Raw genomic sequence first — 12,776 nt, 5'->3', positions numbered from 1 at the left:
CATGGACACACTCACCCGCATGCGCGCCTTCATCGACGTGGTCGAGGCCGAAGGCTTTTCCGCCGCCGCGCGCAAGATCGGCCGCTCCAAGGCGCTGCTGTCCAAATATGTGCGCGAGCTCGAGGACGAACTCGGCGCGCTGCTGCTCAACCGCACGACACGGCAGTTTTCGCTGACCGAGGCAGGCCATACCTATTACAGGCGCGCCTCCGAGATCATCCGCGAGGTCGACAGCCTGGCCGATGCTGTGCGCGAATCCTCGGGCGACGTGCGCGGCCGGGTCAAGCTGTCGGCGCCGCGCACCTTTGCCGACGCGCCGATCGGCCGCTCGCTGATCGAATTCGCCAAGGCACATCCTGATATCGTGCTCGAGATTCATCTCGACGACCGCTTCGTCGATCTTGTCGAGGAAGGCTTCGACCTCGCCATCCGCATCTCCAGGCTGGAGAACTCGTCGCTGATCGCCCGGCGCTTGGCGCCGTTCGGCATCCGGGTCTGCGCCTCGCCCGAGCTGATCGAAAAATACGGCATGCCGACAAAACCGGCGGATCTCGCCAACGTGCCCTGCATCATCGACACCAATGGCCGATACATGTCGAACTGGCCATTCTCCGGCGAGACCGGTGACGTCATGACCGTATCGGTCTCAGGTCCGATGGAGGTCAACAGCCCGATGGCGGCGCGGGCCGCGGCCGTTGCCGGACTCGGCTTTGCCATCCTGCCCGATTTCATCGCCGCCCCCGATCTCGATTCCGGCCGGCTGGTACCGGTGCTCGACGACCGCCGCCTCGGCGGCGGCGGCATCTTCGCCGTCTACCCGCACCGGCGCTACCTGCCGGCGAAGATCCGGGTCTTCGTCGACTTCCTGGTGCAATGGTTCAAGACCAACCCCTGCAATCATGCCGTTTAGTTGAACGGCCGCCGTCCCACTTTCGCCCGGTTTCTGATAATTGTCGGCATCACCCAACATGTCGGGCCGCCGGAGCAATGATTCTGAAGATTTCCAAGACGACGCTGGCCACCGCGGCAGTGGCCTTGCTGACCATGACGGTGCCGGCGAGCGTTCACCCGCACGTCTTCGCCGAAGCGCGGCTCGACGTCGTGCTCAATCCCGACAAGACCGTGAAATCGCTCAGGCATCTCTGGCGCTTCGACGACCTGTTTTCCAGCACGGTGCTGATGGAGTTCGACAAGAACTCCGACCTCAAGCTCGACGACAGCGAACTGGCCGAGGTCTCCAAGACGGTGTTCGAATCGATCGGCGAGTACAATTACTTCCAGGTCGTGACAGTCGACGGCAAGGACATCGCCATGAAGCCGCCGGCCAATCTCGTCGCCAATTTCGAGGACCAGCAGCTCATCATCCTGTTCGAGACCGAGCCGAAGGAGCCGCTGAAGCTTGCCGGCAAGATCGATTTCGGCGTCTACGATCCGACCTTCTACACGGCGATCGATTTCACCGAAGATGCCAATCTGAGCGTCGCGGACCTCCCCCCGATCTGTACCAAGACAGTGGTCCGGCCCGACCCGGACGAAGCAATCGCGCAGAACCAGTCGAAGCTGACCGATGCGTTCTTCAACGACCCGTCGGGCACCGACATGAGCAAGATTTTTGCCACGCGCCTGGAATTGAACTGCCCAGCCAAGGGGTGATGCAGTGAAGAAGACGACCATCCGAGTGATTTTCGCGCTTCTGGCGCTCAGCTATGTGCTCAGCCATTTCGCGGTCCGGGCGCATGCCCAGAGTTCACTCGGCATCGGCACCAACGAAGCGATGGTGCCGTCGACCGGCCTCTTCTCCGAGCTGCTCAACTGGATCAACGTTCATCAGCAGCAGTTCTACCGCTCGCTGACCGGCTCGCTTAAGGCGATGCGCGACGGCGACAGCGGCGGCATCTGGCTGCTCGTCGGCTTGTCCTTCGCCTATGGCATCTTCCACGCCGCCGGCCCCGGCCACGGCAAGGCCGTGATCTCGTCCTATATGCTCGCCAACGAAGTGGCGTTGCGCCGCGGCGTGATGCTGTCCTTCGTCTCGGCCTTCCTCCAGGGGGCGACTGCCGTTGTGCTGATGACGCTGGTGTTCCTCGTCCTGCGCGGTACATCGGTGTCGATGACCAACGCAACCTGGTTCCTGGAAACGGTGAGCTACGCCCTGATCGCCGCCTTCGGCGCCTGGCTGCTGTGGAAGAAACTCAAGCCGATGGCGTTCCTGGCAGGTGCGGCTCCGGTACACAGCCTGTCGGCAGCCCATGTCCATGCGCATGGTCATCATGATCACGACCACGCCACCTCAGGCCATGACCATTCGCACGACCATCATGACCACGCCACGTGCAGCCACGATCATGCGCACGATAATCACGATCACGCTCACCAAGCCCACAACCACGCGCATCATGAACACGGGCACAGCCAGCATGCTCACGCCCATCACGCTCACGCCGTGGGTGAAGTCTGCTCGACCTGCGGCCACTCGCACGCGCCGGATCCCAGGATGCTCGAAGGCAAGCATTTCGACTGGCGCACCGCATGGTCGGCGGTTGCAGCGGTCGGTATCCGCCCCTGCTCCGGCGCGCTGATCGTGCTCAGCTTCGCCTTCCTCAACGGACTTTGGGCCGGCGGCATCCTGTCGGTCTTCGCCATGGCGCTCGGAACCGCCATCACCGTCTCGTCACTTGCCATCATGGCAGTGACGGCGAAGAACTGGGCCGTTGCGATTGCCGGCGACGGCCGCGCGGGAAATCGCGTCCACAATGCCATCGAGATCGGCGGCGCGGCACTCGTCATGCTGCTTGGCTTGGTGTTGCTGGCCGCTAGCCTGAAGGCCTGAGCGGGCTTGGCGCCCGCGACGTCCTGAACTGCCAATCTGCGCGCAAAAGAAATCCGCCCTGGAGTTGCGGCTGCCAGGGCGGATTTCTTATGAACCACGACCTGCGTGGCGTCGGGTGCTTACATCGTGGTCTTCTTGGTCGTGGCGGCCGGCGCGACGTGCTTCTTGTGCTTCTTGACCTTCTTGTGCGTCGGCTTCTTGCTCGCGACCTTCTTCACCAGCGGAGTGACCGTCTTGGTTGTGGTCGTGGCGTCAGCGGCCGGCGCTACCGTGTAGCCGGCAGCGTTGGCCGAGCTGGCGGTGAGCACCGGGGCCGAGAAGGCCATGGCGACGGTCATGCCGAGAGCGGTCAGCAGGGTCTTGTTGACGTTCATGATCAGTTTCCTTTGCACAAGTGCATTGTTGGGGGCCTTCTTGAGCTTGCCGATCAGGGTTCGATCGGTTGCGCTCCAAGCATCTTCAGTGCTGTCGCATAGGCGCGGATGCCCTGGGCCTGTTGGTTGCCGGCACAGAATTTCATCGCCTTTTTCTGAAGGGCTTTCGCTTCGGCGGCCCGTTTCGCCTCGGCATGTTCAGCGATTTCATCGGTGAATTGCTGCTGCAGCCTGTTGCAGCGATCGGTCCTCGTGACTGTTCCCTTTGCCTGCGGCTGGGTGCTGGCTCCGCCAATTGAAAGTGCGGCGAGCAGTACGATCATCGAACTGGTCACTAACTTTCGCATGTCGGTTCCAGCACCCGTGGTTGAAGCAGCACGGTTGTTATCGCCGACCGACTTGTCGGGTTTCTTTCTGGTTTGCAGTGTTTTGTTTCTGGATTGTAACTGCCGCCTCAGGCGCTCAAGTTCTCGTGTTCTCTGGTCAAAACCTTGGTTCGACCTCATTTCGCCAAGGTCCGCGCCGATGCCGCTCGCATCGACCTGAGGTGCGAAAAGTGAAGACCGATGCCCATGTCCTGATCGTTGACGACGACAGGGAAATCCGCGACCTGCTCCAGGAATTCTTCGTCAAGCACGGCATGCGCGTCTCGGGCGCGCGCGACGATGACGAGATGCAGGCAGCCCTGCGCCGCGCCCCTGTCGACCTGATCATCCTCGACGTGATGCTGCCCGGCAAAAGCGGCCTCGACATCTGCCGCGACCTGCGCACGCATTCGAGGATCCCGATCATCATGCTGACGGCGGTCACCGAAACCATCGACCGCGTCGTCGGCCTGGAGATGGGCGCCGACGACTACGTGCCAAAACCCTTTGACCCACGCGAGCTGCTGGCCCGGGCACGCGCCGTGCTGCGCCGGCCGAGTGCCGCGGGAACGACGCACCGGCCGGTGCCGCAAGTCTACAAATTCGCCGGCTGGACGCTCGATGCCTCCCGCCGCCGGCTGCTCAGGCCCGACGATATCCGGGTCGAGCTGACGACCGCCGAGTTCAACCTGCTGCACACGCTGGTGCGCAGCGCCCAGCGCGTGCTCAGCCGCGAGCAGCTGGTCGAACTCTCCAACCAGAACGGCGACTACAGCTATGACCGCAGCGTCGACATCCTGGTGAGCCGCCTGCGCCGCAAGATGGAAGACAATCCGCGCGCGCCGAAGCTGGTGCTGACCGTGCGCGGCGGCGGCTATCAGTTCGTGCCCGAGGTATCAGCCGAATGAGATGGCTCCTGCCACGGTCGCTGCCGGCCTGGGTGCTTCTGATCGTCATCGCCGGGCTGCTGTCCATCCAGGTCTCGACGCTCTCCATCGTCTCGCGCGAACGCGTTGCCTCCAACAATATCCTCGACCTGTTTCGCCTCAACGACCGGGCTTTGTCGCTGGCAAAGCTGATGTATGCGGAACAGCCACTCGATCGCACCCGCATCGCCGCCGGCCTCTCCGTTCCGCCGCATGTGCTGACCACTTCGGATGCGCCTGCCGTCAGCTCGGTCATTCCCGCGGATGACGAAATGGCAGAGCTCGAGGACATCATCGTGGGCAGGCTGTCGAAATACGGCATCCAGGAAGCTCGCGTGCGCCGCGAAATGCCGAAGGCACGGCCGAGCCAGAATTCAGCGGAACCCGACCAGAGCGTGGGCAGCGTCGAACGCGAACTGCTCGACCTGTCATCCGACATCACCAACAGCGACACGCTGGTGGCGTCGATCGAGTTCAAGGACAGCCAGTGGCTCAATTTCACCATGAAGGCGACGCCACCCAGTCCGGTCCTCAACAGCGACAGTCTGCCGCTCTACGGATCGGTGGCAGCCCTGGTGGTGGCGCTGTCGATCTGGTCGCTGCGCCGGCTGACGGCACCTTATCGCGCGCTCGAAAGTGCCGTCCGACGGATCGGCGCAGACCTGAAAAGCCCGCCTCTGGATGAACGCGGCAGCAGTGAATACAAGTCGGCGGCACGGGCGGTGAACACCATGCAGGCGCGGCTGAAGGAATATGTCGAGGACCGCGAATTGCTGGCGGCCGCGCTCGCGCATGATCTCAGGACGCCGCTGACGCGCATTCGCCTGCGCCTGGAATTGCTGCGCAACTCGCCGCTTCGCACCGCGCTTATGCACAATCTGGCCGACATCGAGGCGATCTCGGCCTCCGTACTCGACTTCGCCACCTACGAGGCCAGGGACGAGGCGTTGGAACGGATCGACTTCTGGTCGCTCGTCGATTCGATCGCCGACGGCAATCCGCATGTCGTCTTCGACGGCGCTCGCCACCACGCCCGTGGGCTCGTCTGCCAAGGCCAGGCGATCGCGCTGCGCCGATGCGTGGCCAATCTCGTCGACAATGCGGTGAAGTATGGCGGCAAGGCCCGCCTGGCCTTGTCGCAGGTCGACGGGCACGTGCTGCTCACCATCGACGATTCCGGCCCGGGCATTCCGGAGACAAAGATGGAAACCATCTTCCGCCCGTTCATCCGTATCGAAGGTTCGCGCAACCGCCAGACCGGCGGCTTCGGGCTCGGCCTGACGATTGCCCGCAACATTGCCCGCCGCTTTGACGGCGACGTTGTCCTCAAGAACCGCAGCGGCGGCGGCTTGCGCGCCGAGCTTAAGATACCGCTGGCCGGAACCGTGAAGGCCGCAGCGGTCGGATAGGATCAACTTGTTTCAGTTGCCGTTCTTGCGCTGGCTGCGGCCGCGCAGCCAGAACACGCCGAAGAAGGCAAGAACGAAGCATACCGCGATGACACCGGCGGCGGCGGTCGAATAGTTGCCGACGGCGAGCATCACCTTGGGCAGGAAAAACGCCGCGACGCCGAAGATGATCATGATCCATGCGGCGGCGACGGCGGCATGGCGGGTCTTGGTGTCCATCGGCGTGGCCCTAACATCTCGTTGCGTCCGGACCGATGCCGGCAAGTTCAGCTACATAGCGCCCGTTGCCGTTTCAGCCAACGCGCCATCACCGGTTCGATTGTCGCACGCATAGCTGTTGGGGCCCAAAGGCGCCCGTGGGCACCTTCAGGCGCCGAACTCGGCGCGGAAATCCTCAAGCTTGCGCTTCTGCTGGCCTGCGGCATCGAAATTGGCCGGATCGAGCCAGGCGTCGTAGGCCTTGAGCAAGGCCGGCCATTCCTTGTCGATGATCGAATACCAGGCGGTGTCACGGTTCTCGCCCTTGGTCACCATGTGCTGGCGGAAGATGCCCTCGAACTTGAAGCCGAAACGTTCGGCCGCCCGCTTGGACGGTTCGTTGCGATTGTTGCACTTCCACTCGTAGCGCCGATAGCCGAGCTCGAAGATGTGGCGCGCAAACAGGAACTGGGCCTCGGTTGCCGCCGGCTTGCGCGAGACGATGTCGCTCCAGTAGATGTTGCCGATCTCGATGACGCCGAAATTCGGGTCGATGCGCATCAGGGTCTGCCGCCCGGCCATCTTGCCGCTGGCCTTGTCGATGACGACGAAAAACAGCGGGTCCTCGCTCGCCGCCGATTTTTCGAGCCAGGGTTGGAAATCGGCGCGGGTCTGCGGCTTGGTGTCGAAGAGCCAGCGGAAGCGGCCCTCGGCATCTTCGGCGGTCGCCATTTCGTACAGGCGTTCGCCGTGTCTTGCGGCGTCTAGCGGCTCCAGGCGGACATACCGTCCCTCGAGATTTATGCGCTCGGGGCGCGGCCGCGGCTTCCAGTCCTGCAGGTTCTCGGACAAGGACGTCTCCAATTCGTTTGACATGGTCGCCCCAACTCTCGCAAAAATCCGGTGCCCCCAACAGAACCAGACGGATAGCCGGAATGCTCCACACGATTGCCGCCTTCGACCGCCTCGGCGAAGAAAATGCCTTTGCCGTATTGGCCCGCGCCACGGCCCTGCTCCATGAGGGGCGCGATATCGTCAACCTGGGCATAGGCCAGCCCGACTTCCGCACGCCCGAGCATATCGTCGAGGCCGCGATCAAGGCCTTGCGTGATGGCCATCACGGCTACACGCCGGCCAACGGCCTGTTGGCGACGCGCGAGGCGGTGGTGCGGCGCACCCTTGCCACGACAGGCGTCGAGGTGTCGCCGGAGAGCGTCATGATCATGCCCGGCGGCAAGCCGACGATGTTCGCCGCGATCCTGCTGTTCGGCGAACCGGGGGCTGAAATCCTCTATCCCGACCCGGGTTTCCCGATCTACCGCTCGATGATCGAGTTCACCGGCGCAACACCGGTGCCGGTGCCGATGCGCGAGGCCAACGGCTTTGCCTTCTCGGCCGAGGAGACGCTTGCACTGATCACGCCAAAGACGCGGCTCCTGATCCTCAATTCGCCGGCCAATCCAACCGGCGGGGTGACGCCGCGCGTCGAGATCGCCAAGCTGGTCAAGGGCCTCGAAGCCCATCCGCATGTCGCAATCATGTCGGACGAGATCTACGACGTCATGACCTATGACGGAGAACGCCACGTCTCGCTGCTGACCTTCCCTGAAATCCGCGACCGGCTGATCGTGCTCAACGGCTGGTCCAAGACCTGGGCGATGACCGGCTGGCGCATGGGCTGGTCGATCTGGCCGAATGCGACCGTAGGCGGCCGCCTCTACGACAAGGTGCGCAAGCTCGCCGTCAATTGCTGGTCCTGCGTCAACGCGCCGAGCCAGTTCGCCGGCATTGCCGCCATCGACGGCCCTCAGGACGACGTCGAGCGCATGATGCGCGCCTTCGACAACAGGCGCCGTATCGTCGTCGAAGGCCTGAACGCCATACCGGGCATTTCCTGCGTCACGCCGAAAGGCGCCTTCTACGCCTTCCCCAACATCAGCCAGACCGGCTGGAAGGCCAAGAAACTGGCTTCGGCCCTGCTCGAGGACGCCGGCGTAGCGCTGATCGGCGGGCCGGACTTCGGCATATTGGGTGAAGGCTACATCAGGCTGTCCTACGCCAACTCGGAAGAGAATATCCTGCGGGCGCTGGAACGCATCGAGGCGTTCCTGGCGAAATAGCCGGGCGTTTCGATCTACGCCTTACTCGGCCGGCAGCGTAGGCGTCGCTGCCGTGCCGGGCCGGTACGGCGTCAGCGTCGGGATGACCATCGGAACGTGGCGGGCATAGTCTTCATACTCGGGGAACGTCGCGCGGAGGATGCGTTCCTCGTTGACCATGCGGCGGTACTGCAATGCCCACCACAGGATGAAGAGCAGGGCAGACCAGATCGACCAGCCGGCGACAACCGCGCCGAGCGTCGTGACGGCTTCGGCAGCGTAAAGCGGGTGCCGGACGATCGCATACGGCCCCTGGACGACCAGTTGGCGGGCGGCGGCCATGATCGAGAACGAACGTCCGAGATAGATCACGCACCAGATCGACAAGACAGTACCCGCAACCATCAGGCATGAGGCAAAGATGCGCAGGCCGATGCCTGGGCTTCCGGTCGGCAGGACGACGAGGAACATCAGGCAGAACGTGCCGGCGATCGCCGTCAGGCGAGGTTCGATGCCCGATGATACGTTCTTCGGCGCGTGCCGGATGACGGTGAGGAACACGATCAGGGCAAGGAAGACCAGGCCCGCGACGCGCGACGCGAGCACGAAGCCCCAGAGATCGATCTGCTCCCGCATATGGACGGTCGCGATGATCGAAACCGCCTGCATGATCGCCAGGTACAGAAAGATCGAAATCATCAGGCCCTTGCCGGCCACATCTTCCAGGCGGCTGTTCATTTCTGGGTCTCTCCGATTGCGGAAGGCAGGCTGACGTCGTCGAGCGGCTTTCCGGCCACAAACGGGTAGGCCAGCTGCTCGTGATAGAGCTGAGGCACCGGATCGTCGGTGCCGTATTTCGACGGCATGCGGTCGGGCATGTAGAGCGTGCCGCCGATCACGTCGAGGAACGGCAACTGGCCGGCGAAGTTCTTGTCATAAGCCTGGCGCTCATTGGCGTGGTGCCAATGATGGAACTTCGGCGACGCAAAGATCCACTTCAACGGGCCGAAGCCGATGCGGGTGTTGGAATGAACCAGCACCGACTGCCATTGGTAGATCACCGCATAGATGACGATGGCCGCAGGCGAGAAGCCGAGCGCGAACAGCGGCAGATAGGACGCCGACTTGGTGAGGATCTGGTCGACCGGATGCACCCGGTGCCCAGCAAGCCAGTCCATCTCCTCGATGCTGTGATGGACGGCATGAAACCGCCACAGGAACGGCACGGCATGGAAGGTGCGGTGGGCGAGATAGAAGCCGATATCGGCGAGGATGATCACCTCGATCGTCTGGAGCCAGATTGGTTGGCTGCGGACTGCCGCGCCTACGCTACCCGGCACGATGTAGCCAAGGCCGACCATCATGAGTGCGATCACCGACAGCAGGCCGATCTTGATGACGATGCCGTTGAACAGGAGGTAGAAGACGTCGTTGAGCCAATGGCGGCGCAGCGTCTTCTGCTCCTCGTGATGCGGGACCAGTTGCTCGAGGGGGATGAAGATCAGCGCGATGATGAGAAGCGCCTTCAGATCCACCAGATCGCTCAATTGCATGCCAAAATCCGCCTTCAGAAGCCACTTCGACGCGTAAGCACCGTTGTGTACTACTTCTGGGTTAACGGCTGTTTGCGACGGACCGGGGGATTGTCGGGATTTGACCGGCCGCCTCAGCCGCGTCCGACATAGGGCATTTTGGTTGCCATGACGGTCATGAACAACACGTTCGCGTCAAGCGGCAGGCTGGCCATGTAGACGACGGCCTCGGCGACACGGGCGACGTCCATCACGGCTTCCGCAGCGATCGAGCCATTGGCCTGCTGCACGCCCACGGACATCGGCACGGCCATCTCGGTCAACGCATTGCCGATGTCGATCTGGCCGCAGGCGATGTCGAACGGGCGGCCGTCGAGCGCCAGCGTCTTGGTGAGACCCGTGATGGCGTGCTTGGTCGCGGTGTAGGGCACAGAGCCGGGGCGCGGTGCATGGGCAGAGACCGAGCCGTTGTTGACGATGCGTCCGCCCATCGGCTCCTGTCGTCGCATCGCCGCGAAGGCTGCCCGCGAGCACAGGAAGGTGCCGGTGAGATTGACGGACACGACCTCGTTCCAGGCCTCGACCGGGATTTCGTCGATGGTCGACGCCTTGTAGCCCATGCCGGCATTGTTGAAGAGCAGGTCGACGCGGCCGAAGGCCTCGGTGATGGTCTCGAACATGTCGTCGACCTGGTCGGGCCTGGTCACGTCGCAGACGATGGCCAGCGCCTTGGCGTCTGTCTTGCCGGCGTCTCGGATCGCTTCATCGAGCGCATGCTTGCTGCGGCCGCAGAAGACGGTGTTCCAGCCCTCCTTGAGCAAGGCCGTCGCCACAGCCTTGCCGATGCCCTTGCCGGCGCCCGTAACCACCGCAACCCTGTTGCTTGCCATGATGAAGCTCCTCCCTGCGCATGACCGATCGCCGGCGGCAGATCATTGGTAGCGCGAGCAGTCTAAAGCACGGCCCCGAAAATCGAAATAGACGGCGCGCCGTTGGCAAAGGGCCAGAACGGACCTGCGCGTCGGTCATCGAGGATTGGGTGCGTTGGTGAGGAGAAGACACACAAAAAGGGCGGTCATTGGCGACCGCCCAGTCTTTGATCGAACCGTGCTTGGGAGGAGGAGAGCCGATCCGAGTAAGAAAATGATGCGCCCGGGCGGTTAACAAATCCTTAACGCGAAAAAACGCCTTTTAGGCACCGCCCGGCGCCTCCCGGTCTGTTACCAGCGCGGGTTGACTTGCGGATTGGCCGATGCCTCGACGACCGGCACCTTGACGCTCGAAACCGTCGCCTCGATGTGGTCGACAAGCGCGTCCGGCAGCTGCAGCCGGCCGGCGAGCAGGTCGAGATAGCCGCGCTCGGCGCGGGTGTCAGGATCGATGGCCAGGCGTGAGGCGGTGTAGAGCTCGACCTTCTGTGCCTCGGTCTGGGCCGCAGCGACGATCGCGTCGAGATCGAGCGGCGAATTGAGCTCCTCCATCAGGAACTGCTCGGCGTCGGAGCCGATGCCCGACAGGCTGAGCTTGTCGCCGATCTTCTTGCGCTCGTCATCGTCGATATGGCCGTCAGCCTTGGCGGCGGCGATCATGGCGCGGATCAGCGTCAGCACGAACTCGGTCTCGCCCTGTGGCGCCTGCGATGGGTGGAAGGAATTGTCGGACGGCGGCGGCAAAAGCTGCGGCTCGGCATCGGGGGCGGCAGTTGCCTGCTCGGGCGCATTGCCGGCCTTGTAGTTCTGGTAGGCCTTGTAGGCCAGGCCGCCAATGGCCGCGAGACCGCCGACCTTAAGCGCCGTGCCCGCAACCTGGCGGCCGGCACCGGTGCCGAGCAGCACGGCAACCAGCGCGCCGGCCGCAAGCGGATTGTCCTTGGCGAGTTGGGTCGCCTGCCCGGCCTTGTCGCGCACGGTGGAGCCGGTTCCCGGGATCTTGGAGCCGAGGAGATCGTCGAGCAGCTTTTTGGGGTCGAACATGGATGCCTCCGGTTGGAATATCGGTCGCCGAGAGGTAGGCGGACGATCAAGACATTACAATGACGCCCGTCAATTTGGCACGGCCGTCAATTTGGCGAGATCGGCCGGAAGCGGAGGGCTAACTGCCGATATGAGGGCTGGAGCCACGCTTTTCCGCCAATTCCACCTGGCGATGGCGCTCGGCATAGCGCGCGCGGTCTTCGTCCGTGCGGGCATCATGGCAATGCGGGCAGGACACGCCCGCCTCGAATGCCGGCGACAGAAGCTCTTCCGGCATCAGCGGATGCCGGCAGGCGCGGCACAGCTCGGCCTCCCCTACGACAAGCCCGTGCGACACCGACACACGCTCGTCGAAGACGAAGCACTCGCCCTTCCAAAGGCTCTCTTCGGCCGGCACGTCCTCGAGATATTTAAGGATGCCGCCCTTGAGGTGGAAGACATCATCAAGGCCGATCGACTTGACGTATGCCGTGGCCTTCTCGCAGCGAATGCCGCCGGTGCAGAACATCGCCACCTTCTTGCCTTCGAGCTCGCCGCGATGGTTTTCGACCCAGGCCGGGAACTCGCGGAAACTCTTTGTCCGCGGATCGACAGCGCCGGAAAAGGTGCCGATCGACACTTCATAATCGTTGCGGGTGTCGACGACGATCGTGTCGGGATCGGAAATCAGCGCGTTCCAGTCGCTCGCCTCGACATAGGCGCCGACGCTGGCGAGCGGATCGATACCCTCGACGCCCATGGTGACGATTTCGCTCTTCAGCCGCACCTTCATGCGGTGGAACGGCATCTCCCCAGCCGTGCTGTACTTGACCTCAAGACCGGAAAATTCCGGCATGGCCTCGAGATGGGCGATCAGCTCGGCGATCGCCTCTGCGGTGCCGGCGACGGTGCCGTTGATGCCTTCGCGTGCGAGCAGCAGCGTCCCCTTGATGCCACGGCCGCAGCAGAAGGCGGCGAGCGGCGCGCGCAAAGCCTCGTAACCCTCGAGCCGGCAGAAGCGGTAGAGGGCGGCAACGCGGAAAAGAGACTGCGGTGTAGACAGGTTCATCGCCGAGCCACTAACGCTTTGG

At 63.3% G+C, this 12,776-nt stretch carries 15 protein-coding genes; 6 read left to right on the top strand and 9 right to left on the bottom strand.

Annotated features, from left to right (window positions below):
* The first annotated feature begins 1 nt into the window (after nt 1).
* The 3 genes from IG197_RS21235 (at nt 2) to IG197_RS21225 (ending at nt 2,830) form a co-directional block, all read left to right on the top strand.
* Entirely contained in the window at nt 2-910 is a 909-nt protein-coding gene (locus IG197_RS21235; protein ID WP_067958465.1) for a LysR family transcriptional regulator, read from the top strand.
* A gap of 77 nt (nt 911-987) precedes the next feature.
* Nucleotides 988-1,653, top strand: coding sequence for a DUF1007 family protein (locus tag IG197_RS21230; protein WP_192314857.1), 666 nt, complete (start codon nt 988-990; stop codon nt 1,651-1,653).
* 4 nt (nt 1,654-1,657) lie between these two features.
* The gene (locus tag IG197_RS21225; RefSeq protein ID WP_192314855.1) at nt 1,658-2,830 is read left to right on the top strand and encodes a nickel/cobalt transporter; all 1,173 of its coding nucleotides are present in this window, start codon (nt 1,658-1,660) and stop codon (nt 2,828-2,830) included.
* Between the two features lie 119 nt (nt 2,831-2,949).
* On the opposite strand, the gene IG197_RS21220 is transcribed toward IG197_RS21225, so the two are convergent.
* Together IG197_RS21220 and IG197_RS36265 are read right to left on the bottom strand one after the other, a co-directional pair.
* Nucleotides 2,950-3,204, bottom strand: coding sequence for a hypothetical protein (locus IG197_RS21220; protein WP_192314853.1), 255 nt, complete (start codon nt 3,202-3,204; stop codon nt 2,950-2,952).
* Between the two features lie 53 nt (nt 3,205-3,257).
* Nucleotides 3,258-3,710: a hypothetical protein gene (locus IG197_RS36265; protein ID WP_246765212.1), complete on the bottom strand. Its 453-nt coding sequence runs from the start codon at nt 3,708-3,710 to the stop codon at nt 3,258-3,260.
* A 50-nt stretch (nt 3,711-3,760) separates the two neighbouring features.
* Between IG197_RS36265 and IG197_RS21210 the strand changes: the two genes are divergently transcribed.
* On the top strand, nt 3,761-4,477 hold the full coding sequence (locus IG197_RS21210; protein WP_182576015.1) for a response regulator: 717 nt from the start codon (nt 3,761-3,763) through the stop codon (nt 4,475-4,477).
* The gene (locus IG197_RS21205) at nt 4,474-5,904 is read left to right on the top strand and encodes an ATP-binding protein (protein ID WP_192314850.1); all 1,431 of its coding nucleotides are present in this window, start codon (nt 4,474-4,476) and stop codon (nt 5,902-5,904) included. The genes IG197_RS21210 and IG197_RS21205 overlap by 4 nt, the downstream gene beginning before the upstream one ends.
* 12 nt (nt 5,905-5,916) lie before the next feature.
* Here IG197_RS21205 and IG197_RS21200 read toward each other — a convergent pair whose 3' ends face one another.
* Both IG197_RS21200 and IG197_RS21195 read right to left on the bottom strand, forming a co-directional pair.
* The gene (locus IG197_RS21200) at nt 5,917-6,123 is read right to left on the bottom strand and encodes a hypothetical protein (protein ID WP_067958433.1); all 207 of its coding nucleotides are present in this window, start codon (nt 6,121-6,123) and stop codon (nt 5,917-5,919) included.
* Nucleotides 6,124-6,270: 147 nt separating this feature from the next.
* Nucleotides 6,271-6,978, bottom strand: coding sequence for a GNAT family N-acetyltransferase (locus IG197_RS21195; RefSeq protein ID WP_371746477.1), 708 nt, complete (start codon nt 6,976-6,978; stop codon nt 6,271-6,273).
* Between the two features lie 59 nt (nt 6,979-7,037).
* Here IG197_RS21195 and IG197_RS21190 point away from each other — a divergent pair, with 59 nt between their 5' ends.
* Complete coding sequence (locus tag IG197_RS21190) at nt 7,038-8,222, top strand: pyridoxal phosphate-dependent aminotransferase (protein WP_192314848.1); 1,185 nt, start codon at nt 7,038-7,040, stop codon at nt 8,220-8,222.
* Between the two features lie 21 nt (nt 8,223-8,243).
* Here the strand turns inward: IG197_RS21190 and IG197_RS21185 are convergent, their stop codons facing one another.
* From IG197_RS21185 to IG197_RS21165, 5 genes are all read right to left on the bottom strand, one after another.
* Nucleotides 8,244-8,939: an isoprenylcysteine carboxylmethyltransferase family protein gene (locus tag IG197_RS21185; protein ID WP_192314846.1), complete on the bottom strand. Its 696-nt coding sequence runs from the start codon at nt 8,937-8,939 to the stop codon at nt 8,244-8,246.
* Entirely contained in the window at nt 8,936-9,754 is an 819-nt protein-coding gene (locus IG197_RS21180; RefSeq protein WP_246765211.1) for a sterol desaturase family protein, read from the bottom strand. The genes IG197_RS21185 and IG197_RS21180 overlap by 4 nt, the downstream gene beginning before the upstream one ends.
* A gap of 113 nt (nt 9,755-9,867) precedes the next feature.
* Nucleotides 9,868-10,623: an SDR family oxidoreductase gene (locus tag IG197_RS21175; RefSeq protein ID WP_067958423.1), complete on the bottom strand. Its 756-nt coding sequence runs from the start codon at nt 10,621-10,623 to the stop codon at nt 9,868-9,870.
* Nucleotides 10,624-10,953: 330 nt separating this feature from the next.
* Nucleotides 10,954-11,706: a tellurite resistance TerB family protein gene (locus tag IG197_RS21170; RefSeq protein WP_192314843.1), complete on the bottom strand. Its 753-nt coding sequence runs from the start codon at nt 11,704-11,706 to the stop codon at nt 10,954-10,956.
* Nucleotides 11,707-11,824: 118 nt separating this feature from the next.
* Nucleotides 11,825-12,754, bottom strand: a complete 930-nt coding sequence (locus tag IG197_RS21165; protein WP_192314840.1) for a rhodanese-related sulfurtransferase — start codon at nt 12,752-12,754, stop codon at nt 11,825-11,827.
* Nucleotides 12,755-12,776 lie beyond the last annotated feature (22 nt).

The sequence above is a fragment of the Aminobacter sp. SR38 genome (assembly GCF_014843375.1).
Lineage (GTDB): Bacteria > Pseudomonadota > Alphaproteobacteria > Rhizobiales > Rhizobiaceae > Aminobacter > Aminobacter ciceronei.
This window is presented reverse-complemented; position numbering and strand designations above follow the sequence as displayed.